Genomic DNA, 23,285 nt, shown 5'->3' with positions numbered 1-23,285 from the left:
CATCGCCCAGCGGTTACAAGATCTCCGTCACCGAACCGATGTCCGGCGCCGCGTCCGGGTTCAGGACGCCGGTGAGCTCCACCAGTTCCGGCTCGACGTCGTGCGGCTGGATTCGGCCGTCGCGGATGTCTTCGGCGTAGTGGCAGGCGACGCGGTGGCCGGCGCCGATCTCGCGCAGCTCGGGGCGGTCGGTGTCGCACAGGCTTGCCTGTCGCCACGGGCAGCGGGTGTGGAACCGGCAGCCCGAAGGCGGGTTGGCCGGCGAAGGCAGGTCGCCCGCGAGCAGGATCTGCTCCCGGGTGTCCTCCACGAGCGGGTCCGGCACGGGAATCGCCGAGAGCAGCGCCCGGGTGTACGGGTGCAGCGGGTTCTCGTACAGCTCGGCCGACGTCGTCTCCTCCACCAGCGCGCCCAGGTACATCACGCCGATGCGGTCGGAGATGTGCCGGACGACGGCGAGGTCGTGGGCGATCACCACGTACGTGAGGCCCAGCTCGTTCTGCAGGTCCTCCAGCAGGTTCACCACCTGCGCCTGCACCGACACGTCGAGCGCGGACACCGGCTCGTCGGCCACGATCAGGTCCGGCTCCACGGCCAGCGCCCGCGCGATGCCGATGCGCTGGCGCTGCCCGCCCGAGAACTCGTGCGGGTACTTGCGCAGCGCCGTCTCGGGCAGGCCGACCGCGCCCAGCAGCTCACGCAGCCGCTGGTCCGTGGCGGCCTTGTCCTTGGCCAGCCCGTGCGCGCGCATGCCTTCGAGCAGGATGGACTCCACCGGCTGCCGAGGGTCCAAACTGGACATCGGGTCCTGGAAGATCATCTGCATGCGCCGCCGCGCCTTGCGCAGCTTTTCGCCCTTGAGCTGAGCGACGTCCGTGCCGTCGAACACGACCTTGCCGGCCGTCGGCTCGTTGAGCCGCAGGATCGCGCGGCCCAGCGTGGACTTGCCGCAGCCGGACTCGCCGACCAGGCCGTAGGTCTCGCCGCGGCGGATCGACAGGTCGACGCCGTCCACCGCGTACACGTGGCCGACGGTGCGGTCGACCACGACACCGCGCTTGATCGGGAAGTGCACCTTGAGGTCGGTGACCTCCAGCAGGACCTCGTCCTGCGGCTCGTTGATCACCTCGGTCATCGGGTTCCTCCTGCGGTGGCCACGGCGGGCTTCACCGGGTTGTGGCAGCGCAGCAGGCCGTTGCGGTCGGACACGAGCTGCGGCGAACGCTCCTGGCAGACGTCCAGCGCGTTGGGGCAGCGCGGCGCGAAGGCGCACCCGCCGTCCCACGGGATGTTGTCGGACACGGAGCCGGGGATCGGCACGAGCTTCTCGCCCCGGCCCACGTCGAGGCGCGGGATCGAGGCCAGCAGCCCGTGGGTGTACGGGTGCCTCGGCTCGGCGAACAGCGCGTGGCGCTCGGCGCGCTCCACGATCTTGCCGCCGTAGAGCACGTTGACCTCGTCGCACAGACCGGCGACGACACCGAGGTCGTGCGTGATCATGATCAGCGCGGTGCCGGTGTCCTGCACCAGTTCCCGCAGCAGCGCGAGGATCTGCGCCTGGATGGTCACGTCGAGCGCGGTCGTCGGCTCGTCGGCGATGAGCAGCCGCGGCCGGCACGCGAGCGCGATCGCGATGAGCGCGCGCTGGCGCATCCCGCCCGAAAGCTGGTGCGGGTACTCGGAAAGCCGCCGCGTCGGGTCGGGGATGCCGACCTTGTCGAGCAGGTCCGCGGCCTCGACTTTGGCTTTGCTGCGCGACATCCCGCGGTGGCGTTCGAGCACCTCGGTGATCTGCAGCCCGATCGGGATCACGGGGTTGAGCGAGGACAGCGGGTCCTGAAACACCATGCCCAGATCGCGCCCGCGCCGGTCACGCATGTCGCGGTCGGAGATCTTCAGCAGGTCGGTGCCCTCGAACGACACCGAACCGCTGACCTTGTTGCCACGCTTGGCCAGCAGCCGCATGATCGCCAGCGACGTCACGGACTTGCCGCAGCCGGACTCGCCCACGAGCCCCACCGTCTGGCCGGGTTCGACGTCGAAGCTGACGCCGTCGACCGCGGTGAACGGCTTCTCACCGCGGCGCTGGAACACGACCGTGAGGTCGCGGACTTCGAGGAGTGCCATGGGTTACCGCCGGTTCTTCGGGTCGAGGGCTTCACGCAGGGACTCGCCGAGCAGCGTGAACCCGAGCGCCACCACGATGATCGCGATGGCCGGGTAGTACGCGAGCTCCGGGCGGATGTCGAGGAACTGGCGCGAGGCGTTGCCCAGCATCAGCCCCCACTCCGCACGCGTCGGGTCCGGGTCGCCCAGGCCGAGGAACGACAGCGCCGCGGCCTCCAGGATCGCGGTGGCCAGCGTGAGCGTCGCCTGCACGATCACGGGGCCCAGCGAGTTGGGCAGCATGTGGCGGAAGACGATCGTGCCGCGTTTGACGCCGAGCGACGTCGCGGCCAGCACGTGGTCGGCTTCCCGTTGCGCCAGCATGGAACCGCGCAGCAGCCGCGCGAAGATCGGCACGCCGATGATCGACACGGCCAGGATCACCGTCCACTGGCTCGGCTTCGCGAACAGCGCCGCGATCGAGATCGCCAGCAGCAGCGAGGGGAACGACAGCAGCACGTCGACCAGTCGCATGAGGACGGTGTCGACCCAGCCGCCGAACGCACCGGCGAGGCCGCCGATGATGACCCCGATCAGCACCCCGATCACGGTCGCGAGCACGCCGACCAGCAGCGTCTGCTGGGCACCGACGATGAGCCGCGACAGGAAGTCGCGCCCGAAGTCGTCGACGCCGAGCGGGAAGCCCGGGCTCGGGCCGGGGATGATGCCCTTGCCTAGCTCGACCTGGTCCTGCAGGTAGCGGATCTGCGGGTCCTTCGGCGCGATCAGCGGCGCGAAGATGGCCAGCAGCAGGAACAGCAGCGTGATCACGCCACCCGTGATGGCGACCGGGCTGCGGAGCATGCGCCGGAACGCTTCGGCCCCGAGGCTGCGCCCGCCCGCCGACGCGGCGGCGAGCTTGTCGATCGGTTCTTTCTTCTTGGCAAGCAGAGTGTTCATCGCACACGCACCCTCGGGTCGATGATCCCGTACGAGATGTCGACCAGCATGTTCACCAGCACGTACACCAGAGCCCCGAACAGCAGCAGCGCCTGCAGGCGGGGGTAGTCACGCCGTTCGATGCCTTCGGCCAGCAGGAAGCCGAGGCCGCGGAAGTTGAAGACCCGCTCGGTCAGCACCGCGCCGCCGAGCAGCGCGCCGGTTTGCAGGCCGATGGTGGTGACCACCGGCAGCAACGCGTTGCGCAGCACGTGCCGGCGCCGGATCACCGACTGCGTCAGGCCCTTGGAGTTGGCCGTGCGGAGGAAGTCTTCGTTGAACACGTCGAGCACCGACGCGCGCGTGATGCGGGTGATCACCGCGAGCGGGATGGTCGCCAGCGCGAACGCCGGCAGGATCAGGTGCTTGATCGCGTCCCAGACGGCGTCCCACTCGCTCGTCATGATGCCGTCGAGGATGGCGAAGTTGGTGATGCTCGTGGCGTCGATGCCCGGGGCCTGGCGGCCCTGCGACGGCAGGCCGAGCGGAGCGGCCAGCAGGTCCTGCATCGTGTAGCCGAGGAAGAACACCGGCACCGCGACGCCGACCAGCGTCAGCACGATGATGATGTTGTCCGGGATACCGCCGCGGTAGCGCGCGGCCAGGTAGCCGAAGGGCACCCCGAGGACGATCGCGATGAGCATCGCGGAAAGCCCGAGTTCGATGGTGGCGGGGAGGAACGTGCCGATCTCGCCCATCACCGGCTGGGCCGAAACGAGCGAGTTGCCGAAGTCGCCGGTGACGGCGCGGCCGAGGAACTTGAAGTACTGCAGGATGATCGGCTGGTCCAGACCGAGCACGTGGTTGAGGCTGGCGATCTTCTCCGGCGTCGCCTTGTCACCCAGGAGCGCGGCCGCGGGGCCGCCGGGCAGGGAGCGCAACCAGGCGAAGACCAGGATGGACAGGATGAGGAGCGTCGGAATCGCTTGTAGCACCCGACGCACTAGGAAACGGAGCACTTGTAGTCCTTTGTGTACAGCCCGGGAACGTGGGCAAAGGGGGCAGGCGCGGTAGCGCCTGCCCCCCAGCCCGGCTGCTCAGCGGAGCACGTCAGCCGATCGTGACGTTGTTGAAGCGTTCGTCGGTGAGCGGGCTCGCCACCACACCCTTGATCTTCGGTCCGACCACGATCGCCGGCGTCGGGTAGGCGATCGGGATCGCGGGCAGGTAGTCCATGATCTGCTTGTTCACGCCCTGGTAGGCCTGGGCGTGCGCGTCGCCGGCCGGCGAGGCGTCCGCCGCGGCGAGCGCGTTGAACAGCTCGGGGTTGTTGAACCCGAACTCCTTCTTCTCGCGGCCGAAGAACGTGCCGACGAAGTTGCCGGCGTCGTTGTAGTCACCGGTCCAGCCGAGCAGGTGCAGGTCCTGCTTGCCGAACTTCTGCACGTCGTCCTTGTAACCGCCGTTCCACGGCTCGGCCACCGGCTGGATCGTGATGCCGATGTTCTTCAGGTCCTCGGAGATCGAGGTGAACGTGTCGGCCGGGTTCGGCATGTAGGGCCGGGTGACCTCGGTCGGGTAGTAGAACTTCAGCGTCAGGTTGCTGGCGCCGGCCTCGGCGAGCAGCTGCTTGGCCTTCGCCGGGTCGTACGGGTACTTGGTGACGTCGTCGGTGTAACCCGAGATGGCCTTCGGCACGAACTCGGTGGCGACCTCGGAACCCTCGGCCAGCTTCGACTTCACGAACTGCTCGCGGTTGATGCCGTAGGCCAGGGCCTGGCGGACGCGCACGTCCTTGAGCTTCGGGTTGCCCGACTGGTTGATGCCCAGGTACAGGACGTTGAACGACGGGCGGATGAGGACCTGCTCACCCTCGTTGCGCAGCAGCCCGTAGTCGGCCGGCGCCGGGAAGTCGTAACCCTGGATGTCGCCGGCCTTCAGGGCCTGCTTGCGGGCGTTCTCGTCGGGGATGACCTTGAAGACGAGCTTGTCGAGCTTCGCCGGCGCGTAGCTGGAGTCGTTGCGCACCAGCGTGATCTCGCCCTTGCCCTGGTCCCAGCTGTCGAACTTGAACGGGCCGGTGCCGGTCACGAACTTGTACGCGTAGTCGCTGTAGGTGAAGGAGTCACCGGACTGCGTGACCTTGTCCGCGTCGTGCTGCTTCATCGCGGTCGGGCTCTGCATCGCGAACGACGGCAGCGTGAAGGCGGCGGGGAACGCACCCTTGGCCTTGTTCAGGTTGATGACCGCGGTCGACGGGTCCTTCGCCTCGCAGCTCTTGAAGACGGGGTCGCCGGCGGCGTCGCCCTCGTTGTGGGCGAAGCCCTCGAAGACGTCGCCGTAGTAGATCATCTGGCTCTGGGCGGCGGCGCCCTTCATGTTGTACCAGCGGTTGAAGTTGTAGCAGACCGCGTCGGCGTTGAAGTCCGTGCCGTCACTGAACTTCACGCCCTGCTTGAGGGTGAAGGTCCAGGTCTTGCCGTCGTTGCTCGACTCCCACTTCGTGGCGAGCGAGGGCTCCAGCTCCGCGGTGCCCTGCTTGTTCTGGATCAGCGTGTCGAGCATCTGCCGCGTGATCCGGAAGGTCTCGCCGTCGTCGTTGAACACCGGGTCGAACATCTTCGGGTTGCCGGTGTCGCCGAAGACCATCGTGCCTCCGGTGCCACCGCCTCCGGCCTCGTCGCGCTTCGACTCGGCGCACGCGGTGAGCGAGACCGCGAGCACCCCGGCAAGCCCGATCAGGGCCGCTCGACGTGTTCGGGTCAGGCGCAATTGCTGCATCTGGCACCCCTTGGGAGATGTTCGGTGTCAAGAACCGTCCGGTCGGTCAGGAACTCTCGGACGGTCGGTGTGCTCGCCGACACTAGCGGGAACTCGGCTTGCACTTAAGCACGTGAGGTTACGATCGCGCTACGTAAGGGCCAAAGTCACCGCAATGTGTCGAGAATTGTGTACGCAACGTGACGAATTTTGTCGCATTGGTACGGAGAGTGGCACTAGGGCCACTCTAATGGCCTAGTACCGAAGCAGGTTTTCGGGTCGTTTCGGACGCGGGGTGACGATCAAGGCAGTCTGGTTTGTGCCGATTCGGGTGTGCCGTCGACGGCGAACCAACCTTGTTCGAACAACTGCCAGCGACGCAGATCCGCGCGCGAAGCCTCACCGTCCCGGGCCACGGCTCGCTCCAGCCGTTCGGCCTGCGTGCCGCCCTGGATCCAGCACAGGTGCGACAACCGCGACCGCATCGAACGGCGGCCGCTCGACACGCCCTCCAGCACCAGAACCCCAGGCACCTCAACGGTCACGAGCTCACCCGGTCGTGGTTCCCCGGAGGTCCAGTCCACCCGCCGGTACTCGCCGGCGCGCCCGGCTGAAAGCGGTTCCAGCACGCCACGCTCGAGCTGCGGCCACCACGCCACGGGGTTGTCCCAGGTCGCGAACGCATCGGTACTGACCAATGCGGCCCGTGCTCCCAGCTCGGCCACCACGGCCCCGGCGAGCGTCGACTTACCGGCCCCGCTGGGCCCATCGACCGCGAGCACACGAACGCCGCCCAGCCGAGGCGGGGCGGCGAGCAGTGCGGAGATCAGCGAACGCGTGCGGGACTCACTTCGGGCAGGCCCTTCACGTCGTCGGGCGTGGCCGTCTTGGCCTCCAGCGCCTCGATGCGGGCCTGCAGCTCCCGCTTGGCGTCCTCGAGCTCGCAGCGCAGCAGCGCCGTCTCCTCGACAGAGGTCCGGACCTCTTCCTCCAGGTGCCCGACCTCGGTGGACAGATGCAGCGCGACGAGCGCGAGGACGACGCCGGCCAGGAGGAACACGAAGTTCGACGGGGTCTGGACCCCGGTGATCTTCGCCAGGAACTCCGCGGCCTGCGGGATCACCGCGAGCACCACGACACCCACGGCGACCACGAGCCACACGCCCGCGTACTTCTCCCGAAGCTTCCTGCGCCGCATCATCTCGAGGACGACGAACAGCACCAGGCACGCGACGACGATGCTCAGTACGCGCCAGCCGGCCATGAATTCCCCTTACGCTGCGTCGGACGAGTCGACGGACGGACGGCGGCGGACCAGCGCCAGCAGCAGCGCGAGCCCGGCGCGGGAGAGGTACACAGCCGATTTCACCGGCGAGTGGCTGGGCGTGCCGGCGACACGCTCGCGCATCACGACCGGCACCTCGGCGATCGTGAGCTTGCCCCGGATCGCCATCACGAGCGATTCCACGGTGTCGCCGAGGTACTCGGCCGGGTAGTAGTTCGCGAACATGCGGATCGCCCGCGGTCCCATGGCTTTGAAGCCCGACGTGACGTCGGTGATCTTCCGCCTCGCCAGGCGCGAGAAGACGAGTGAGAGAGCCACCATCGCGTACTTGCGCGGGCCGACGGCGCGGTAGGCGCCCTTGCCGGCGAAGCGCGAGCCGATCGCGATGTCGGCACCTTCGTCGAGGGCCGCGAGGAGCGCACCGACCTCTTCGGGGTCGTGCTGACCGTCGGCGTCCACCTGCACCACGACGTCGTAGCCGCGAGCGGCGGCGTACCGGAAGCCGGTGCGCATCGCGCCGCCGACGCCGAGGTTCACGGCGAGCCGGGCGACTTCGGCACCCGCGGCCCGCGCGAGCTGCGCCGTTGCGTCCACCGAACCGTCGTCGACGACGAGGATGTCCATCCCCGGCAGGGAGGTCTTGACCTGGCTGATGACGGAGCCGACGCTGGCCTGCTCGTTGAGGGCGGGCATCACGATCAGAACGCGTCGGGTGCTCACGGAGGTGGTGGACACGGAGATCACTCTAACTTCTCACTGACCGTGAGGAGCGGCGGACCCGGGAGAGGCACCCGCCGCGACGACGCCCTGCTGGCCTTCGATCTGGTAGATCGTGGCCCCGTCGTTGTGGAAGACCTCGTGAAAGTCCGGACCAGCGACGATGTCCGCGACTCCGACGGACTGCTCGGCCGTGGGCGTCGCCTTGCCCTTGCCCACGATGACGTAGCGCACGTGCAGGTCGGTGAGGTCCTTGCGCACCTGCGGGTACTGCTCGATGTCGTCCAGCCACACGGACAGGTAGCCGGCCTCGGTGTCCGGGTCGGCGCCGTAGAAGGTCCACTCCACCGGGGTGACCCCGGCCAGGGCGTACATCCACACGGAACCGTCGGCCTTGTCGTTCATCACGCGCTCGCCGGGCGCGGTGTGCTGGCCCAGCCACTGGTAGGCGGCTTCCTCGGCCTTCGAGACGGTGGGGCCGTCGCCGTAGTTGATCTCGAGGCGCGCGGTGTTGCGTCCGATGTAGCCACCGCGGCTCAGCCCGCCCACGACGATGGCGATCAGGACCGCCCCGATCAGGCCGAGCGTGGCGGGCTGCAGCTTCACGCGCGAGCCGACCTTGCGCGCGAACCAGCCCGAAACCGTGTGGGTGAACTCGCCGAAAGCGACGCTGCCCGCCAGCGGCACGAGGGCCGCGATACGCCAGTGGTCGTTGTAGAAGATGCCGGTGATCGTGTGGATCAGCGGCGTCTCGAGCGAGACGGTGGCCGCGAACAGGCCACCGAACACGATGTACGCGCCGACCATCCACATCATGCGGCGGTGGCGCACCATCAGGAAGATGCCGATGAGGGCCGGGATGCCGATCCACCACTGCGGGAAGTCGGCCATCGGGGAGAACGTGATGGTCTCGCCCAGGCCGCCGCTGACCGTGGCTTCCGAAGACCACGTGGCGCTGGTCACGCCGCCGACGTTGTAGAGCGACGGCAGCACGAGCGGCACGCCCAGCACGGCGGCGAGCACCACGGTCGCGATGAGCGACGGGCCGGAGCGGCGCCAGTCGATCTTCTCCCAGCGGAACAGCACCGCGAGCAGGATGAGGATGAAGTAGACGGCGATCACGAACACGATGCTCGTGTGCAGGCCCGTGAGCCCGGCCACACCGACACCGATCGCCACGGGACCGGCGATGCCCATCGGCTTGAGCAGCAGCTTGGCGATGGCCAGCATCGCGGGGATCATCGCGACGCCCGCCACGTACGGCCACAACGGACCACGCCACAGCGAGTCGTACGGGAAAGCGGTGAACCACGTCGTCACGGCCGCGGCGGCCGCGATGCCCAGCGGCGGCATGTTCCAGGCCCGGCACATCGCGGCGACGCCGAGCGGCACGCTGAGGATCACGGCGAGCACCGCGAGGTTCAGCGTGGGCATCATCGTGAGCCCGGCCTTGTCGAACACGAGGGCGAGCAGCGCGTGGTAGGTGTCGGGGTAGAAGTAGTCGGTCTGGTTGGGCAGGTTGGCGATGGTGCCCACAGTGGACGGCCGCGCATCGCCGTGCTCGGCGATCCAGCGCACCAGGTTCGCGTGGAACGGCGCGTCCCAGCCCTGCTGCACGCGGTCGATGCCGTTGGTCCCGCGGAAGAACGTGACCGTGCCCACGGCCATGCCGACGAACACGCCCAGGCCGATCAGCACGTGGTCGCGCACCGAGCGCGCCGGCTTCTCCTCGGGCTCGCGCTCCGGGTGGCGGCGCGCGGTGAAGCGGCGGACGCCGAAGCCGATCGCGAAGCCGACGAGGGCCAGCACCACCGTCCACAGTGCCACGTCGAGCAGGTTCCAGCGGATGCCGAGGTCACCCAGCACCGGCACACCGAGCGCGACGATGCCGAACGTCAGCAGCGGCCCCGCCGCGGCGAGCGTCCACCCGCGCAGCCCGATGGCGGTGCCGAACACCAGCCCAGGCACCCAGAAGGCGAGCAAGATCAGTACTACGTTCATCGGATTCGCTGTCCAACCCTTACCGGCTCTTCACACCGACTTCGTCGCCGGCCTGAGCTCGCCTGCACAGTACTCAGACGCCCGGGGTGCCCTGCACGTTGCCCGGCCGTCGCAAAACGAACGCCGCCGCGACCACGAGACCCACGGTCGGCCCGACGGCCAGCCCGACCACAGCCCGCAGGATCGTGTCACCCGGCAGCAACAACAGCACCAACGCCGTCGAAACGGCGACCACGGCCCAGGTGACGAGCACCTTGTTCGCCTGCGTCCTGGCGACGAGGACCGCGGTCATCAACTGCATCGCGGTGAGCAGCACGGCACCCCACACCATGCCGGCGACCCACCAGCCCTGGGCCAGCGCGTAGTTCGAGCCGAAGAGCAGCTGCACCACCCAGGGCCCGATCACCAGGCCGACCAGGGCGCCGACGACGCCGAGCACGAGCGTGCCGAGCGTGCCCAGCACCAGCAGCCGCCGCAGGCGGTGCATGCCGTCGGCAGAGCCGGAGAGCCGCACGACCGTCGGCACCGCGAGCGCCTGCAACGGCGAGAGCAGCAGCAGCGGGACCCGCGAAACCTGCAGCGTTGCGAACAGCACGCCCACCCGGGTGGCGTCGCCGCCGGGCGCGAGCACGTTGACCAGCGCCGGGTAACCCGTGATCACGCTGGCCGTGAGACCCGCGCTGAGCAGCAGCAAGAGGATGCGAGAGGTGATCGGCCGCCAGCCGTCGCCTTCGACACTGGTGTCGATCATCCCGCGCGCCGAACGCACGAACAGCAGCCAGGCGAACGACCCGACCGCCGCCGCGATCGCGAACGACACCACACCGGTGAGCCCGGCGACGACGACGAGACCCAGCAGCACCGCGCGCACGGCCGCTTCGGCGACGACCAGCCAGGAATAGGGCCGGATGCGGTTGTGCCCGACCAGCAGGCCGCGCATGGCGAACTGGCAGGCGAAGGCGATGCCGCCGCACAGCGCGATCACCCCGAGCTCGAGGTGCCCGGAGTACAGCCGCTGGTTGAGCACCGGAACGGCGATCGTCACCGCGGCCACCACCGCGATCGCCGCGGCGCCGACGGCGAGCGCGCGCAGCGCCGGCTTGCCGACCCGTCCGCCGTCCATCGACGCAACCGCGGACTGACGGGAAAGTTCCTGCTCCAGCGGTGAAAGCGCGCTGCCGAGTCCCATGAGGATGCCCCAGAACGAGGCGAACACCGCGTTGTCGACCGGACCCAGCAGGCGCGGGGTGAGGAAGGAGAAGACGTAGCCCAGGGCGATGGCGACCAGCAGGGAGACGCCGATCTTGCCCGCCGACTTGCCGGTTTCCTTGGCCAGCTCGCGCTGTCCCTCGTCGGTCACCGGTGTGCTCGGTGTGCTCATCGGGCGGACCGGCGGCGGGAGCGCAGTGCCATGACCAGACCGCGCACGGCGCCGGCACCGAACCCGGCGCCGAACACCGGTGCGAGCAGGGCGACTGCGCGTGCTTCGGACTTCGTGGCGCCGAAGCGCGTCACGGCGGCGCCCGCGGCGACCGAACCGGCGGCGGCGAGCGCCACGGCCGTCTTCGGGCGGCGCGCGGCCAACCCGACACCGACGAGGCCGACGGCGAAAGCGGCGAAGAGGCCGTTGCGCGCGGGGCCGGGCGAGGCGAGGTAGGAGTCCACGAACGTGGTGCCGCGGAAGTACGACTGCGCCGTGAACTTCTTGAAGGAGTCGCGCCCGTGGTAGGTCGCGGAGAAGTCCGGCGCGAGGAAGATGCGGTGGCGCTCGGCGATCCAGCGCAGCACGCCGGTGTCGTCGCTCGCGAAGCGGGAATCGTCGAACAACGATTCGAATGCGGCGCTCGCGTTCTCCAGAACTTCGCGCGGCGCGGAAAAGAATCCCGTGCCCTTGGGGAACACGTCGAATTCGTCGATCCCGAACGACATCAGTCGCGGATTCGCGCAGTAGCGCCGCCACGGAATCTTCACCATGCCGGCGAGGAAGCCGGCGTAGGGATTGCGCTCGGAGTCGACGTTGATGTGGCCGTTCCACACCGTGCGCTCGGGATGCGCCACGAGCTGGTCGCGCAGGAACACGAGTGCGGTCTCGTCGACGATCACCCGGCTGTCGACCAGCACGACCTGCTGCCCGGAGGCCTTGGCGAGCCCCGCGCGACGGGCCTCGAAGCGCCCGCTGTTGGGCTGGGCCAGCACGGTGATGCCGTGGCGCCGCTGGAGTGCGGCCAGCTTCTCGGGCGTTCCGTCGGTGCTGCCGTCGTCGACCACGACGATCTCCGCCGGCCAGCCCGCGGCCTCCGCGGCCGCGACCAGTGCGCCGACGCTGCGTTCGATCCAGTCCTGCTCGTTGTAGACCGGAATCACGACGCTGAGCGAGGGGAGGAGCGGGTTCGCACTCACGGGGCGAGGCTACCCTGTGCCCCGGGGCCGGACGTGCCCAGTATCCTTCGGACACCGCATACCGACCAGAAACGGGCCTTCCGGTGATTTCCTTTATTCTCGGCACCACCGCGGAACTGATCAAGATCGCGCCGGTCTACCACGGGATCGCGGAGCGCGGGGTGCGGCCGAAGATCTGGTTCACCGCGCAGCACGTGGACGAGGTCGCGGACGCGCTGTCCGACCTGAAGCTGCCGGAGCCCGACGTCTGGCTCATGCCGCGGGACAAGGCCCACAACCTGGAGTCGCCGGCGCAGGTGCCGGGCTGGGCGGCGCAGGTGCTGCGCACCGCGTGGGGCCGGCGGGCCGAGTTGCGCGCCGCGCTCGTCGAGGACGGGCGGCCGCCGCTGGTGCTGGTGCACGGCGACACGTTCACCACGCCGTACGGGTCGCTGATCGGCAAGCGCATCCTGAAGTCGCGCGTCGGGCACGTCGAGGCGGGCGCGCGGTCGGGCAGCATCCTGTCGCCGCTGCCCGAGGAGCTGAACCGCAAGATCGCCGCGAAGATCGTCGACATTCACTTCGCGCCCACTTCGCGTGAGGTCAACAACCTGCGCCACGCGCGCGGCGTCGTCGTCGACACCGAGGCGAACACCGCGATCGACGCGATGCGCCTGGCGATCAACCAACCGCTGGACGTGCCGAACCTGCCGGAGAAGTTCGGCCTCGCCACGCTGCACCGCTTCGAGCTCGTCTCGCGCGCGGACAAGTACCGCGAGGCGCTGGAGATCCTGCGCGAGCAGAGCCGCAAGATGCCGATCCTGTACATGGCGGGCGCGCCGGAGCGGGAGAAGATCCGGTCGCTGGGCCTGGACAACCTGTTCGACGACAAGTTCATCGCGCAGCCCAAGATGCGGTACCTGAAGTTTCTGCCGCTGGTCGCGAAGGCCGAGTACGTCGTCACCGACTCCGGCGGCCTCTCGGCCGAGTGCTACTACCTCGGCCTGCCCTGCGCGGTGCACCGCGAGCGCACGGAAACCCCGCAGCACCTGGGCGAAACCGTGGTGCTGACGGAGATGCGCGGCGACAAGCTGCAGAACTTCCTGGACACGTACCAGAACCGCCGCGGTGAGTCCTGGATGGACAAGTACCACCCGTCCGACATCATCGTCGACACGCTGGCGCAGCTCGGCTACTGCTGAACCACGGCAACGCGAAACGGCCCCCTCACCGCGGTGAAGGGGCCGTTTTTGTCGCTACAGCGTTTGTCGGCTACAGCGCTCGCCGGCCGGACAGCGCGCGGCCGAGGGTCAGCTCGTCGGCGAACTCCAGGTCGCCGCCCATGGGCAGGCCCGAGGCCAGCCGCGTGACGGACAGGCCGGGGAAGTCGCGCAGCATGCGGACCAGGTAGGTGGCCGTGGCCTCGCCCTCGGTGTTCGGGTCCGTCGCGATGATGATCTCCTTGACGTCCGCCTCACCGATGCGCTTGAGCAGCTCACGCATGCGCAGCTGCTCCGGCCCGATGCCCGACAACGGGTCGAGCGCCCCGCCCAGGACGTGGTAGCGGCCCTTGAACTCGCGCGTGCGCTCCACGGCCAGGACGTCTTTCGGCTCCTCGACCACGCAGATCACCGTGAGGTCGCGGCGCTCGTCCCGGCAGATGCGGCAGGTCTGCTGCTCGGAGACGTTGCCGCAGATCTCGCAGAACTGCACGCCTTCCTTGACCTTGCCGAGCACGTCCTGCAACCGCCCGATGTCGGCGGGATCCGTTGCCAGGAGGTGGAAAGCGATGCGCTGGGCGCTCTTCGGCCCGACCCCGGGCAGCCGCCCGAGCTCGTCGATCAGGTCCTGGACCACACCCTCGTACAAGGGTCAGCCGCCGAACCCGAGGGCGCCGAGGTCCGGCATCCCACCGCCACCGCCGAGGCCGCCGGCCAGGGGGCCGAGCTTCTGCTCGGTGAGCTTCTGCGCGTTCGCCGACGCGTCGCGCACCGCGGCGACCACGAGGTCGGCCAGGGTCTCGACGTCGTCCGGGTCGACCACCTTGGGGTCGATCACGAGGTTCTTGAGCTGGCTGTCGCCGGACACCGTCGCGGTGACCAGGCCGCCGCCCGCAGTGCCCGTGACCTCGGTGTTCGCGAGCTCCTCCTGCGCCTCGACCAGCTTCTGCTGCATCTGCTGCGCCTGCTGCATGATCTGCGACAGGTCGAAGCCGCCGCCGGGTTGCACCATGATCGCTCTCGATCCTTCCGCCACTGGGTGTTCCTCCCCAGCGTAGCCGCGTCGCCGCGCTGCCTGCCCAAGCGCCACGCGCACGCCTGTGGCACGGTGGTCGCCGTGCGCGTGAACCCTCTCCCGCTGCTGGCCGGCCTGGTGCTGCTCACGGCGTGTTCCGGTGGCGGCGGGACGCCGGCCGCGGCTCCGGCGCCGAGTACGTCGGCGCCCGTGACCACGACGTCTTCGGCGGCTTCCTCCTCGGCGACTTCGCCCCCACCGGTGCCGTCGACGTCCTCGGCCAAGCCCGCCGGGCCCGCGGTGACGGGCAAGGTCGTGGTGCTCGACCCCGGGCACAACGGCGGCAACGCGTCGCACCCGAAGGACATCAACCGCAGCGTCCCGGCCGGACGCGGCGAGATGAAGCCGTGCAACACGACCGGCACGGCCACCAACGCGGGGTACTCCGAGCACGCGTTCAACTTCGCGGTGGCGCAGGAAGTCGGGAACGCGTTGGCGGCCAAGGGGATCAAGGTCGTCTACACCCGCACGAACGACACCGGCGTGGGCCCGTGCGTCGACCGCCGGGCGGAAATCGGCAACGAAGCCGAGGCCGACGCGGTCGTCTCCATCCACGCCGACGGCTCCACCTCCGCCGGCGCGCACGGGTTCCACGTCGCGTACTCGTCGCCGCCGCTGAACGCGGCCCAGGGCGCCCCGTCGACGCGGCTGGCCCGCGCCCTGCGCGACGGGCTGCGCGCCGACGGGTTCACCACGTCCACTTACATCGGCAGCGCGGGCCTGTCCGCGCGCTCCGACCTCGGCGGGCTGAACCTCTCGACCCGCCCGACAGTGCTGGTGGAGTGCGGCAACATGCGCAACGCCGCGGAGGCGGCGCTGATGTCGTCGGCCGCGGGGCGCGTGAAGTACGCGGCCACCATCGCCGAAGCGATCGAGGCCTATCTCGCGTGACGCGCGGGTGAGGCTAGTCGAGCGGACGCGCGCCCAGGTGGTCGGAGATGAGCTTGCGGGCGATCTCGTCCGGGTCCTCGTCCGGAGCCGGCGGGGGCGGCGGCGGGACGGGGCTCGAGTCCTCCGAGTAGATGTCGTCGTCCTCGTCCGAGGGTTCGGGCGGGAGCGGGATGTCCGGCTCGGCGGTGGTGACCTTCGGGCGCGCCGGCGGTTCCGGGGCGCGCGGGGGCTCGGGTGCGGCCTGTTGCTGCTGCGGCGCGGGGGCCGCGGCGGCGGGGGCGGACGGAGCGGCTGATGGGCGCGTGAACGAGCGCTCCGGCGCGGGCGCGGCCTGCTGACGCTGGGGCGCGGCGGCGCGGGACGGAGCGGCGGCCGCGGCGGCGCCGTGGACGCAGCGAACCTGCCACTCGCCACCCAGCACGTCGGACAACGCGCCGGCGATCTTGCGCGCGTTGTCCTGGTCGGACAGGCGCCGGGCGAGGGGCTCGGACTTGTGCGTGAGGGTGACGCTCGTGCCGTCGACGTCGGCGACAGTCGCCTGCGTGAGCATCGCTTCGAGGCTGCGGCCGCCGGCCAGCTTGCGCAGCGCGGCCAGCAGCTGCGGCCAGACGTTGCGGATCGCGGCGGCGTCGAGGCCGCCTTCGGACGCGGCGGCGGGGGCCGACGGTTCGGGAGCCGGTTCGGGGGCGGCGGCGGGCGCGGGCGCCGCGGTGCCGCCCGGCGGGCGCGGGGTGCCCCAGCCGTCGTCGGACGGGGCCGGGGCCGCGGATGCGACGGGCTCTTCCGCCGGACGCGCCGGAGCCGGCGGCTGAGCCGCAGGCCGCGACGGTGCCGCCGCGGGCGCTTGAGCCCGCACCGGCGGCTCGGCGGCCGGAGCAGCAGGCGCCGCGGAAGCCGGGCGCTGCGAAGGGCGCTGGAACTCTCGCTCCGGCGCGGGAGCCGACCGCAGCTGCGGCTCGACCCCCGCCTCACCGCCACCACCGGCGACGACGGCACGGCGTTCGAGCCGCTCGATCCTTGCCAGCAAAGCCTTTTCTGACTCCGTGACCGAAGGCAGCAGCATCCGCGCGCACAGCAGTTCGAGCACGAGCCGCGGCGAAGTCGCGCCGCGCATCTCGAGAAGTCCATTGTGGACGATGTCGGCGTAGCGCGACAGCGTGCCGAGACCGATGCGTTCGGACTGCGCGCTCATCCGGCCCAGCTCCTCGGCGGGCGCGGACACCAGACCGCGCTCGCCGGCCTCGGGCACCGAGCGCATCAGCACGAGGTCACGCAGGCGGTCGAGCAGGTCGGTCGCGAAGCGGCGCGGGTCGTGGCCGGCGTCGGCGAGCTTCTCGACCGTGCTGAACACCGTGGCCGCGTCTTCGGCCGACAGCGCGTCGACCATGTCGTCGATCAGCGCGACGTCGGTGACGCCCAGCAGCGACACCGCGCGCGAGTACGTGACGCCCTCGGGCCCCGCACCGGCCAGCAGCTGGTCGAGCACCGACTGCGTGTCACGCGCCGAGCCGCCGCCCGCGCGGATCACCAGCGGGTACACGGCGGGCTCGACCTGCGCGCCCTCGGCCGCGACGTTGCGCTCCAGCAGCGCGCGCATCGAACTCGGCGGGATCAGGCGGAACGGGTAGTGGTGCGTGCGCGAGCGGATGGTGGTGAGCACCTTGTCCGGCTCGGTCGTCGCGAAGATGAAGATCAGGTGCTCGGGCGGCTCTTCCACGATCTTCAGCAGGGCGTTGAAGCCCTGCGTGGTGACCATGTGCGCCTCGTCGATGATGAACACGCGGTAGCGCGACTCGGCGGGCGCGTAGAAGGCCTTGTCGCGCAGCTCGCGGGCGTCGTCGACACCACCGTGGCTGGCCGCGTCGAGCTCCGTGACGTCGACGCTGCCGGGCCCCTCGGGTGCCAGCGCGCGGCACGAGTTGCACTTGCCGCACGGGTCCGGCGTCGGTCCTTCGACGCAGTTGAGCGAGCGCGCCATGATGCGCGCGCTCGACGTCTTGCCGCAGCCGCGCGGCCCGGAGAAGAGGTACGCGTGGTTGATGCGGCCCGCCGCGAGAGCGGTCCGCAGCGGTTCGGTCACATGCTCCTGGCCGACGACCTCGGCGAAGGTCGCCGGACGGTACTTGCGGTACAGCGCGAGAGCCACTCCGCGAGAGTACCGGCACCGACCGACAACCTTCGCCTGGCCAGGTCAGCGCACCGAGGCGGCCGCCTTCGCCGCGTCCGCGACCAGCGCGTTCACCGCGGCGACGTGTGCGGCGGTCGTGGCGTCACGCTGCTGGGCGCGCGGCACCTCGTTGGCGAAGAACGCCTCGAGCGCCGAGTCCGGGCCGTCGAGCGCACCCTGCGCGACCGCGTTGACCTCGTCGGCCCCGGGGGCGGACATGGCCCGGCCGACGAAGATGCGGGCGTCGATCTCCTTCGCCTGGTACTGCCCCTTCTCGAGGAACGCGGTGATGTCCGCCGGCGTGCCGTCGAGCGCTTCCTGTGCCCGTACCTTCGTCGCGGGACCACCGGCGGCCATGATCTGGTCCACGGCCACGCGTTCGTCCACGTCCTTGCCCGGGTAGTTCTTGGTGCGCAGGAACTCCTTGACCTGAGCCCAGGTGCCGGCCAGCGCGTCGGCCGCGGCCTGCTTCAGCGCGGGCTTCCCGTCGCCGTTGGCGATCGCCGTGACGGCCGCGCGGTCGTCGGCCTCCTGCGCGGTGTCGAGGCCGGTGCGGACGAACGCGGTGAGGTTCTCGTCCGTGCCGCTCAGCGCCGCGCGGGCCGCGGTGCGGACGGCGGTGCTGGCGTTGCGCAGCAGGTACAGCGCGGCCGAGCGGCCGTCGGTCAGCGCGAGCGCCGGGTCGGTGCCCGGCGCGACGGCCTCGGCGAGCTGCCGGTCCTTCTCCGCCGCGAGCTTCGCCGCTTCGTCGGCCTTCGCTTGGGCGTCGGCCTCGGCCTTCGCGGCGTCAGCCGCCGCCTTCTGCCCGGCCGCCTGCCCCGCGGCGAGCTGATTGGCCAGCCGGTCGGCGTTCGCCTTGCGGGCGTCGCTCGCGAGCTTCGCCGCCGAGTCGGCCGCCGCCTGCGCCTGGGCCTTGAAGTGGAAGTCCGCGGCCTTGCGCGCGAGGTCGCGCTGGTGCGTCACGGCCGCGATCTCGGTGTCGCCCGCCGCGGCGACCCCGCTCCACAGGGACAGGAAGTAGCGAACGTCCTCGATCGTGCCGTTCAGGGCCTGCTGGCCGGCCGCGTGGACCTCGGGCCCGCCGGCGGACATGACCTGCGTGGCGCGCACACGGTCGTCGTCGGCCTGGGCCTGGGCGAGGCCGGTCTGCAGGAACTCGTGCCGGTCGGCCGGGGTGCCGTCGAGCGCGATCTGCGCCGCCCGCTTCACGCCGGGGCCGCCCGCGGACATGGCCTGGTTGACCAGCAGGTCCTCGTCGATCTCACGCGAAACCTGCAGCCCGGTGGCCAGGAACGCCCGGATGTCGTCGGGCGTGCCGTCGAGCGCCTTCTGCGCGTCCCGCTTCACGATCGGCCCACCCGCGGCCATCGCCTGGTCGACGAGCAGGCGCTCGTCGTTGTCCTGCGCGTTCTGCCGGCCGGTGGCGAGGAACTCACGCAACTCGTCGGCGGTGCCGAGCAGGGCCTTGCGGGCCTCGCTCGTCATCGTCGGGCCGCCGGTCTCGTACAGCGCCACGGCCTGCGCGCGGTCGCTCAACACGTCGGCGCTCGCCGGCGTGGCGATCCCCAGCCCGAGCGCCAGCACAGCGCCGGCGACGAGCAGTCTTGTCCCGTTCAACGGTTTCCCCCACATCGGTAAAGGATCTTCCGAGCCCTTATCGCCGGGGACGCGAAGGCGTTTCAGGTTCACCCGAAACCGTCACAAGTACGCTCGGACAGACTCGTCCGAAGAGAGGAACCCCGTGAGCCGTTCTGCCCGCAGCCGTGACAAGGGTGGGCCGCGGCCGGGGAAGTACCCGGTGCGGTTCGGCACGGCCGAGCTGCTCGCCGACGCCGATCGGGCAGGCGCGTGGCTCATCTCGGTCGACGGGGTGGCGCAGTCGTACGTCGACCTCGACGATCCGACGAACCTGGAGTTCGACTACGTGCGGCGGCTCGGCGATGTCGTCGACTGCCTGCCCGAAGGGCCGCTCGACGCGCTGCACGTGGGCGGCGCCGGGTGCACCCTTGCCCGGTACGTGGCGGCGACGCGGGCGGGGTCGCGCCAGCTGGTGTTCGACGCCGACGGGCCGTTGATCGAGCTGGTGCGCGAGCAGCTCGACCTGCGCAGCGTGCCGCGGTTGAAGGTGCGGATCGAGGGCGGGCGCGAGGGCGTGGCGTCCCGCTACGACGCGTCGGCGGACCTCGTGGTGGTGGACGCGTTCGAGCGGGCGTCGTTCGCGGGCGGCCTGGCGACGGTGGAGTTCGTGACCGATGTGGCGCGCGTGCTGCGCGGCGGCGGCGTGATGCTGGCGAACATCACCGACGGGCCCGGGCTGGCGTTCGTGCGCCGATTCCTGGCGACGGTCGGCGAGGTGTTCCCGCACGTCGTGCTGCTGGCCGAGCCCGGGGTGCTGCGCGGGCGGCGGTTCGGCAACGTCGTGGTGGCGGCTTCGCGCGCCGAGCTGCCGGTGGACGTCCTGACGCGCAGGGCGGCTTCGTCGGCGTACCCGGCGCGCTGCGTGTCCGGCGACGAGCTGGGGAAGCTTCGCGGGAAGGCGCTGCCGGTGCGGGACGCCGAGCCGGTCGCGTCGCCGGTGCCGCCGGAGGACGTGCTCGGGCTGTTCTGAACCGGCCCGGAAACCGGCCCCCGAAAACAGCCCCGAAAACAAAGGGGACCCCGCGCACCCGTCAGAGCCTGCTTATCCTTGCTGCCTTCCGGCCCTGGGGAGGTTCACAGGGTGGACGCCGCGCGGGGTCCGTTGTCCAGTGTAGCGGAGGCGACCCGGCGCCTAGCTGCCGACCGCTTGTTTGAGCTCCTCGATGAGCGCCGGCGTCAGGACCTCGGTGGCACGGTTGGCGAACATCGCCATCTCGTACGCGATGGTGCCCAGGCTGGCCTGTTTGTTGGCCAGCACGCCGAGCGAGCAACCGACGCTGATGGTGCAGACCAGCAGGTAACCGCGCTCGAGCTCGACGATCACCTTGTCCGGCGAGCCCAGCGGGTGGCTGTCGGCGACGCCCTGGGCGAGGCCCAGCATCGCGGACGAGATGGCGGCGAGACGGTCGGCGTTGGCGCGTTCGAGCTCCTGGGACATGGCGATGAGCAGGCCGTCGGACGACACCGCGAGGGCGGCGATCGCGCCGGCGGTGTGGAGCGCGAAGCGGTTGACCAGCCAGTTGAAGTTCTGGGCTTCGGCGCTGACTTCCGGGATCGTCATGTCTCTCCTCCTGCGTTGGCGGTGGCGGTGGCTCGCGACGCGTCTGCCTTGGCCACGCCGTCGGAGTACGAATCGAAGACTGCCCGTTCCGCGGCCGGATCACGCAAACCGCGGCGGACGGCGCGCAGCGGGGTGCGGATGGTCTGCTGCGCCTTGAGGCCCGGGGCCAGCTGAGCGCCGGGGACGCGGCGGGTCAGCTCCTGGTCCAGCGGCGCGAACCGCTGCGTGGTGAGGGCGTGCACGGCGGACTTCGTGCGTTCCAGCTTCGCCGCCAGCTCCTTCGCGCGGGCGACGGCGGTCTCCACCGTCTGCTGAGCCGGCACCGGCGGGTCGGCGGACAGCGAGGTGGCGAGGTCGTCGCCGTCGAGGATGAAGCCGGACGCGGGCGGCTCGTCGGGTTCGGCGTCGGGCCACTCGGGCCCGGGTTCCGGCTCGGGCTCGGGTTCCGGGTCGCGGAACCACGTGAAGCCGAGCGACGCCGTTTCCAGGACCGCGATCGCGGGCGCCGGCAGGGGTTCGGGCGCGCGGCCCGCGTCGAACAGGCCCGCGGCTTCGGCCGCCGGCGCCGATTCCACCGGCTTGTCCTCGACCGGCGCGTCCATGCGGTCGAACTGCGCGGCCGGCACAGTGACGCGCGCGGTGACCCCGCCCGTGTCCGGAGTGGAGGTGAGTTCGACTCCCAGCGAATGCCGCCGCGCGAGCCGGCCGGCCACGAACAGGCCGAGCACGCTCGTCGGCGCGAGCTCGAGGCGTTCGCGTTCCAGCAGGCGGCGGTTCTCCTGCGCCAGTGTTTCCTCGGCCATGCCGATGCCGTGGTCGACGATCGCGACGACGAGGTCGCCGGACTCCAGGAACTCCGTCTCGACCTCGACGCTCGTGGTCGGTGCGGAGAACGACGTCGCGTTCTCCAGCAGCTCCGCGAAAAGCCGGACGAGGTCGGCGCCGAGCGAGGACGTCAGCTGCACGTCGGGCAGCTCCCCCAGCCGCACGCGGGGGAAGTCCTCGATCTCGGCCAGCGCCGCGCGCACGGCGGTGGACAGCTGGATCGGGCCGGCGATCGGGTTCTCGTCGTGGGTGCCGGAGATGACGAGGAGGTTGTCGGCGGTGCGGCGCAGGCGCGCGGACAGGTGGTCGAGCCGGAACAGCCCCGCGAGCGCGCGCGAATCCTGCTCGTGGCGTTCGAGCTCGTCGACGAGCGCGAGCTGGCGGCCAACGAGGTTCTGCGTGCGCTTCGCGACGTTCGCGAACATCAGGCTCGTGTTGCGCCGCGTCAGCGTCTGCCGCTCGACCAGGGCAGCGGCGGTGGTCTGGACCCGGTTGAACGCGGTGGCGAGCTCGCCCAGCTCGTCGTCGGAGGCGACGTCGATGGTCGCCAGGCGGGGTGTCTGGTCGTCGTCGGTCTCGGTGTCGCCGACGCGGACGAGCTCGGCGTCGGCCAGGTCGGCGACGGAGGTGGCGGCCGACGTGAGGCGGCGCAGCGGCTCGGCGATCGAGCGGCTCACGGCGATGGCGAGGAACGCGACGAGTCCGAAGAGGACGGCCGCGCCGCCGCCGACCAGCCAGGCCAGCCGCGTCGCGGCGGCCGCGCGGTCGCCGGCCGCGGCGTTGATCTCGGCCGTCACGCGGTCCTGCGCGGTGCGGCGTTCGGCGGCCTGCTGCTGACCGGCCGCCACGACGTCGTGGACGTAGGGCTCGGGCGCCGCGTCCGGCTCGGGCAGCTGCGTGGCGAGCTGGTCGACGCGGTGGGCGGCCTCGCCGGAGTCGACGTCCGCCAGGATCGCGGCCTGGTCGTGGCCGGCGAGCTGCGTGAAGCGGTCGGCGTGCACCTGCGCCCGCTGCGTCGCTTCGTCCAGGAGGGACTGTCCGGCCGACTGCGACTGGGCCGCCACGACCAGCGCGGTGACGCGCAGCGACTCCTCTTCGTCGGCGCGCAGGAGCGCTTCGAGCGCGGAGAGCTGACGAGCGCCCTCGGCGTCGGCGGCCGTGCGCGGCACGAGCTGCAGCCCGTCGATCAGGGCGCTCACCACGGTGTCGTACGTGCGGGCGATGCGTTCGGCGGAAATGCTGCGGTGCAAGGTGTTCTGCCGCTCGTCACCGAGGGAGGCGACGCGCGTGAGCGCCGTCTTCAGCTCGGCCGGCGCCCCGGCGCCGAGCGTGGTGCGGAGCTGGCCGACGGTCGCGTCGACGGTCTGCTGCTGGTGCACGAGGTCGGAGTCGGGCGTCGAGGGCGCGGCCACGAACGCGGCGGCGAGCACGCCCTCGCGCTGCACCTGCCAGACGAGCCCGCTGAGCTCCTGGGTGTTCCACGCGGCGCGGACGGTGTCGTCGGCCGAGGCGACGCTGCCGGTCTGCTTGACCACGAAGGGCACGGAGACCAGCAGCACGGCGGCCAGCGGCGGCAGGAGCAACAGGTTGAGCTTGCCGCGGATGCCGAGTCTCGACAGCACCCGCGCACCGGCCCACCGGGGCCGGGTCCTGCCGTGGCGCATCAGCGTCACCTTCCCGTTCCTCCGCTCACGGCACCGCGGGCGGACATCTGTACACAA

Annotated in this window: 20 protein-coding genes and 1 other RNA gene; 3 read left to right on the top strand and 18 right to left on the bottom strand. The window is 70.7% G+C overall.

Translation table 11 applies throughout. The features are described from left to right. Positions 1–13: 13 nt before the first annotated feature. The 11 genes from ACFY1H_RS04715 to ACFY1H_RS04665 all read right to left on the bottom strand — a co-directional run bounded on the left by ACFY1H_RS04715 (position 14) and on the right by ACFY1H_RS04665 (position 12,208). A complete protein-coding gene (locus tag ACFY1H_RS04715; RefSeq protein WP_366584040.1) occupies positions 14–1,135 on the bottom strand; it encodes an oligopeptide/dipeptide ABC transporter ATP-binding protein in 1,122 nt (373 codons plus the stop codon). Next, positions 1,132–2,127, bottom strand: coding sequence for an ABC transporter ATP-binding protein (locus ACFY1H_RS04710; RefSeq protein ID WP_386944609.1), 996 nt, complete (start codon positions 2,125–2,127; stop codon positions 1,132–1,134). The genes ACFY1H_RS04715 and ACFY1H_RS04710 overlap by 4 nt, the downstream gene beginning before the upstream one ends. 3 nt (positions 2,128–2,130) lie before the next feature. Next, positions 2,131–3,066 (bottom strand): ABC transporter permease, encoded by a 936-nt coding sequence (locus ACFY1H_RS04705; RefSeq protein ID WP_366584042.1) that lies wholly within the window; start codon positions 3,064–3,066, stop codon positions 2,131–2,133. Next, positions 3,063–4,064, bottom strand: coding sequence for an ABC transporter permease (locus ACFY1H_RS04700; RefSeq protein WP_366584043.1), 1,002 nt, complete (start codon positions 4,062–4,064; stop codon positions 3,063–3,065). Before ACFY1H_RS04700 ends, ACFY1H_RS04705 begins: the two co-directional genes overlap by 4 nt. 91 nt (positions 4,065–4,155) lie before the next feature. Next, complete coding sequence (locus ACFY1H_RS04695; RefSeq protein WP_366584044.1) at positions 4,156–5,826, bottom strand: ABC transporter substrate-binding protein; 1,671 nt, start codon at positions 5,824–5,826, stop codon at positions 4,156–4,158. A 281-nt stretch (positions 5,827–6,107) separates the two neighbouring features. Beyond that, positions 6,108–6,635 carry a uridine kinase gene (locus ACFY1H_RS04690; RefSeq protein WP_386944860.1) on the bottom strand — a complete coding sequence of 176 codons (528 nt, stop codon included), beginning with the start codon at positions 6,633–6,635 and terminating at the stop codon, positions 6,108–6,110. Continuing rightward, positions 6,632–7,069, bottom strand: a complete 438-nt coding sequence (locus tag ACFY1H_RS04685) for a DUF2304 domain-containing protein (RefSeq protein ID WP_366584046.1) — start codon at positions 7,067–7,069, stop codon at positions 6,632–6,634. Before ACFY1H_RS04685 ends, ACFY1H_RS04690 begins: the two co-directional genes overlap by 4 nt. A gap of 9 nt (positions 7,070–7,078) precedes the next feature. After that, complete coding sequence (locus tag ACFY1H_RS04680; protein WP_386944858.1) at positions 7,079–7,783, bottom strand: glycosyltransferase family 2 protein; 705 nt, start codon at positions 7,781–7,783, stop codon at positions 7,079–7,081. A gap of 60 nt (positions 7,784–7,843) precedes the next feature. After that, positions 7,844–9,808: a DUF6541 family protein gene (locus tag ACFY1H_RS04675; protein ID WP_366584048.1), complete on the bottom strand. Its 1,965-nt coding sequence runs from the start codon at positions 9,806–9,808 to the stop codon at positions 7,844–7,846. A gap of 73 nt (positions 9,809–9,881) precedes the next feature. Then, complete coding sequence (locus ACFY1H_RS04670) at positions 9,882–11,189, bottom strand: hypothetical protein (RefSeq protein WP_366584049.1); 1,308 nt, start codon at positions 11,187–11,189, stop codon at positions 9,882–9,884. After that, positions 11,186–12,208 (bottom strand): glycosyltransferase family 2 protein, encoded by a 1,023-nt coding sequence (locus tag ACFY1H_RS04665; protein WP_366584050.1) that lies wholly within the window; start codon positions 12,206–12,208, stop codon positions 11,186–11,188. Before ACFY1H_RS04665 ends, ACFY1H_RS04670 begins: the two co-directional genes overlap by 4 nt. A gap of 83 nt (positions 12,209–12,291) precedes the next feature. Between ACFY1H_RS04665 and ACFY1H_RS04660 the strand changes: the two genes are divergently transcribed. Next, positions 12,292–13,389 (top strand): UDP-N-acetylglucosamine 2-epimerase, encoded by a 1,098-nt coding sequence (locus ACFY1H_RS04660; RefSeq protein WP_366584051.1) that lies wholly within the window; start codon positions 12,292–12,294, stop codon positions 13,387–13,389. Positions 13,390–13,459: 70 nt separating this feature from the next. On the opposite strand, the gene recR is transcribed toward ACFY1H_RS04660, so the two are convergent. Together recR and ACFY1H_RS04650 are read right to left on the bottom strand one after the other, a co-directional pair. Then, positions 13,460–14,056 carry a recombination mediator RecR gene (recR, locus tag ACFY1H_RS04655; RefSeq protein WP_360601243.1) on the bottom strand — a complete coding sequence of 199 codons (597 nt, stop codon included), beginning with the start codon at positions 14,054–14,056 and terminating at the stop codon, positions 13,460–13,462. 3 nt (positions 14,057–14,059) lie between these two features. After that, the gene (locus ACFY1H_RS04650; protein WP_366584052.1) at positions 14,060–14,419 is read right to left on the bottom strand and encodes a YbaB/EbfC family nucleoid-associated protein; all 360 of its coding nucleotides are present in this window, start codon (positions 14,417–14,419) and stop codon (positions 14,060–14,062) included. Positions 14,420–14,515: 96 nt separating this feature from the next. Here ACFY1H_RS04650 and ACFY1H_RS04645 point away from each other — a divergent pair, with 96 nt between their 5' ends. Continuing rightward, positions 14,516–15,373 carry an N-acetylmuramoyl-L-alanine amidase gene (locus tag ACFY1H_RS04645; protein ID WP_366584096.1) on the top strand — a complete coding sequence of 286 codons (858 nt, stop codon included), beginning with the start codon at positions 14,516–14,518 and terminating at the stop codon, positions 15,371–15,373. Positions 15,374–15,386: 13 nt separating this feature from the next. Here ACFY1H_RS04645 and ACFY1H_RS04640 read toward each other — a convergent pair whose 3' ends face one another. Together ACFY1H_RS04640 and ACFY1H_RS04635 are read right to left on the bottom strand one after the other, a co-directional pair. Then, positions 15,387–17,519, bottom strand: a complete 2,133-nt coding sequence (locus ACFY1H_RS04640) for a DNA polymerase III subunit gamma and tau (protein WP_366584053.1) — start codon at positions 17,517–17,519, stop codon at positions 15,387–15,389. Between the two features lie 45 nt (positions 17,520–17,564). Then, positions 17,565–19,157, bottom strand: a complete 1,593-nt coding sequence (locus ACFY1H_RS04635) for an ALF repeat-containing protein (protein ID WP_386944604.1) — start codon at positions 19,155–19,157, stop codon at positions 17,565–17,567. Positions 19,158–19,281: 124 nt separating this feature from the next. Between ACFY1H_RS04635 and ACFY1H_RS04630 the strand changes: the two genes are divergently transcribed. Further along, positions 19,282–20,148: a spermidine synthase gene (locus tag ACFY1H_RS04630; RefSeq protein WP_386944602.1), complete on the top strand. Its 867-nt coding sequence runs from the start codon at positions 19,282–19,284 to the stop codon at positions 20,146–20,148. Positions 20,149–20,187: 39 nt separating this feature from the next. Here ACFY1H_RS04630 and ffs read toward each other — a convergent pair. The 3 genes from ffs to ACFY1H_RS04615 form a co-directional block, all read right to left on the bottom strand. Continuing rightward, positions 20,188–20,282: signal recognition particle sRNA small type (gene ffs, locus ACFY1H_RS04625), an RNA gene on the bottom strand. Positions 20,283–20,310: 28 nt separating this feature from the next. Beyond that, positions 20,311–20,739 (bottom strand): roadblock/LC7 domain-containing protein, encoded by a 429-nt coding sequence (locus ACFY1H_RS04620; RefSeq protein WP_364051435.1) that lies wholly within the window; start codon positions 20,737–20,739, stop codon positions 20,311–20,313. Then, a complete protein-coding gene (locus ACFY1H_RS04615) occupies positions 20,736–23,228 on the bottom strand; it encodes a nitrate- and nitrite sensing domain-containing protein (RefSeq protein WP_386944600.1) in 2,493 nt (830 codons plus the stop codon). Before ACFY1H_RS04615 ends, ACFY1H_RS04620 begins: the two co-directional genes overlap by 4 nt. Between the last annotated feature and the right edge of the window lie 57 nt (positions 23,229–23,285).

The organism is Amycolatopsis sp. NPDC001319 (genome assembly GCF_042896185.1).
Lineage (GTDB): Bacteria > Actinomycetota > Actinomycetes > Mycobacteriales > Pseudonocardiaceae > Amycolatopsis.
Note: the sequence above shows the minus strand (reverse complement) of the source record. Positions and strands in the feature narration are given on the sequence as shown.

Excerpts from the sequence above, each read along its gene's own strand:
- ACFY1H_RS04615 (WP_386944600.1), bottom strand. The coding sequence starts at position 23,228 with ATGCGCCACGGCAGGACCCGGCCCCGGTGGGCCGGTGCGCGGGTGCTG.
- ACFY1H_RS04715 (WP_366584040.1), bottom strand. The coding sequence starts at position 1,135 with ATGACCGAGGTGATCAACGAGCCGCAGGACGAGGTCCTGCTGGAGGTC.
- ACFY1H_RS04705 (WP_366584042.1), bottom strand. The coding sequence starts at position 3,066 with ATGAACACTCTGCTTGCCAAGAAGAAAGAACCGATCGACAAGCTCGCC.
- ACFY1H_RS04620 (WP_364051435.1), bottom strand. The coding sequence starts at position 20,739 with ATGACGATCCCGGAAGTCAGCGCCGAAGCCCAGAACTTCAACTGGCTG.
- ACFY1H_RS04710 (WP_386944609.1), bottom strand. The coding sequence starts at position 2,127 with ATGGCACTCCTCGAAGTCCGCGACCTCACGGTCGTGTTCCAGCGCCGC.
- ACFY1H_RS04685 (WP_366584046.1), bottom strand. The coding sequence starts at position 7,069 with ATGGCCGGCTGGCGCGTACTGAGCATCGTCGTCGCGTGCCTGGTGCTG.
- ACFY1H_RS04650 (WP_366584052.1), bottom strand. The coding sequence starts at position 14,419 with ATGGTGCAACCCGGCGGCGGCTTCGACCTGTCGCAGATCATGCAGCAG.
- ACFY1H_RS04695 (WP_366584044.1), bottom strand. The coding sequence starts at position 5,826 with ATGCAGCAATTGCGCCTGACCCGAACACGTCGAGCGGCCCTGATCGGG.
- ACFY1H_RS04675 (WP_366584048.1), bottom strand. The coding sequence starts at position 9,808 with ATGAACGTAGTACTGATCTTGCTCGCCTTCTGGGTGCCTGGGCTGGTG.
- ACFY1H_RS04680 (WP_386944858.1), bottom strand. The coding sequence starts at position 7,783 with ATGCCCGCCCTCAACGAGCAGGCCAGCGTCGGCTCCGTCATCAGCCAG.
- ACFY1H_RS04670 (WP_366584049.1), bottom strand. The coding sequence starts at position 11,189 with ATGAGCACACCGAGCACACCGGTGACCGACGAGGGACAGCGCGAGCTG.